This window comes from Rhizobium ecuadorense, from assembly GCF_001187535.1.
In the GTDB taxonomy this organism is placed as follows: Bacteria; Pseudomonadota; Alphaproteobacteria; order Rhizobiales; family Rhizobiaceae; genus Rhizobium; species Rhizobium ecuadorense.
In genome coordinates this window covers 1-212 of sequence record NZ_LFIO01000974.1, presented here as the reverse complement: position 1 = coordinate 212, position 212 = coordinate 1, and the positions used below count along the sequence as shown (strand labels likewise).

The following is a 212-nucleotide window of genomic DNA, read 5'->3' as shown; positions in this document are numbered from 1 at the left end:
GCGGAATGGGTGCCTGTCACGACTGTCTCGTGACGATCGACGGAAAAGTCAGCCAGCGGGCCTGCATGACCATTGTCGACGATGACATGCAAGTTCTGCGCCCTGCTGCGCGGCCAGATCTTGCCACTGGTCAGATTGCCGATCTCTGCAGTGTGCCGCATTCCTTGACGACAAGGACGATGGACGTTCTCATTGTCGGAGCGGGGCCTGCG

At 59.9% G+C, this 212-nt stretch carries 1 protein-coding gene; it reads left to right on the top strand.

The window, feature by feature from the left end; genetic code table 11:
* Positions 1 to 212 (top strand): 2Fe-2S iron-sulfur cluster-binding protein (locus AF337_RS40605; RefSeq protein ID WP_193393636.1); only part of this gene is annotated, 212 nt, incomplete at both ends.